The sequence below is a fragment of the Luteibacter sp. P4_D7_3 genome, from assembly GCF_056401735.1.
In genome coordinates this window covers 1-1503 of record NZ_JBFUIT010000536.1, presented here as the reverse complement: position 1 = coordinate 1503, position 1503 = coordinate 1, and the positions used below count along the sequence as shown (strand labels likewise).

The 1503-nt window shown below is 64.1% G+C and carries 2 protein-coding genes; one reads left to right on the top strand and one right to left on the bottom strand.

From position 1 onward, the window contains the following. The first annotated feature begins 125 nt into the window (after positions 1-125). Positions 126-1172 (top strand): aldo/keto reductase, encoded by a 1047-nt coding sequence (locus AC1DSN_RS22465; RefSeq protein ID WP_477333030.1) that lies wholly within the window; start codon positions 126-128, stop codon positions 1170-1172. Positions 1173-1290: 118 nt separating this feature from the next. On the opposite strand, the gene AC1DSN_RS22460 is transcribed toward AC1DSN_RS22465, so the two are convergent. After that, positions 1291-1503 (bottom strand): alpha/beta fold hydrolase (locus AC1DSN_RS22460; protein ID WP_477333028.1); only part of this gene is annotated, 213 nt, incomplete at its 5' end.

The following is a 1503-nucleotide window of genomic DNA, read 5'->3' as shown; positions in this document are numbered from 1 at the left end:
ACACCGTGTTCCTCTCGCACCCCGACGTGGTGGTCAAGGTCATCGAAGAAGCCGCCGGCAAGTAAGCACTCAGGCCCTCGCCCGAGGGGTGAGGGCCTTCCCGCATAACAGAGGAATCGGACATCATGCGTTACAAGCTCTTTGGTAAGCACACGGGTTTGCGCGTCTCCGAGCTGGTGCTCGGCACCGGCAGCTTCGGCACGCGGTGGGGCCATGGCAGCGAGCAGGACGAGGCGAGCCGAATGCTCGACGCGTACGCCGACGCCGGCGGCAACTTCATTGATACCGCCGACAGCTATCAGTTCGGCGAGTCGGAAGAGATCCTCGGCCGATTGCTCGTGGGTCGCCGCAACGAGTTTGTCCTGGCCACCAAGTTCAGCCAGAGCGCCCAGGCCAACGCGGGCCTCCTGGTCACCGGTAACAGCCGCAAGGCGATGGTGGCCTCGCTCGAGGCGAGTCTGAAGCGACTCAACACCGATCACGTCGATCTCTACTGGGTGCATTACGCTGACGGTGTGACACCCATGGAGGAGATTGTCCGCGGCTTCGACGATCTCGTGCGCGCGGGGAAGATTCTCTACGCCGGCTTGTCCGACTTCCCCGCATGGCGCGTGTCACGCGCGGCAACCATCGCCGAACTGCGCGGCAGCATCCCGATCGCCGGCCTGCAGGTCGAGCACAGCCTCGTCGAGCRCACAACGGAACAGGAGCTGCTGCCGATGGGCGAAGCGCTGGGTCTGGGCGTCGTCGCGTGGTCGCCGCTCGGCGGCGGCATGCTCACCGGCAAGTACCGTCGAGGCGAGAAGGGTCGCGCCGAAGGCTTCGGCGGGCGTGTGTTCCAGGCCGAAGACACGAAGCAACGCACGGCGATCCTCGATGCCGTGATTGCGACGGCCGACGAACTGGATGTCACGCCGGGTGAGGTCGCTATCGCCTGGGTAGCGCGCAAGGGCGCGCTCCCCATCATCGGCCCGCGCAGCGTCGCGCAGCTTCTGGCGAATCTGGCGGCAACGAAGGTCACGCTGTCAGCTGAGCAGATCGAACGGCTCGATGCGGTCAGTGCCTTGCGTCCGGTGTTTCCGCATTCGCTATTGGAAGATCCCGCTAACCGCGACCGCATCTTCAGCGGCAAACTCGACCGCTTCATACCACCCCGCGAGCAAGTCGCCTGATGGTGCACGGCCACGCTTTTGTAGGAGCCGATTCATCGGCGATAACCAGGTTGCGGTAACCGTGCCCGCTGCCGCGGGATCGCCGATGAATCGGCTCCTACAAAGAGCGAGAGTGCCGTTACAGGGCTTCGTCCAGCGCTTTATAGAAGCGCTCGGGTGCTTCGATCATGGGTGCGTGCCCCAGCCCATCGAGCGGAATGAGTTTCGCCCCGGGAATCTTCGCCGCCGCTTCCTTACCCAGCGTCGCGTAATCCCCAAGCTTCTCCTGCACAGACGACGGCGCGGCATCCTTGCCGATCGCCGTCTTATCCGCTTGTCCGATGATCAACAC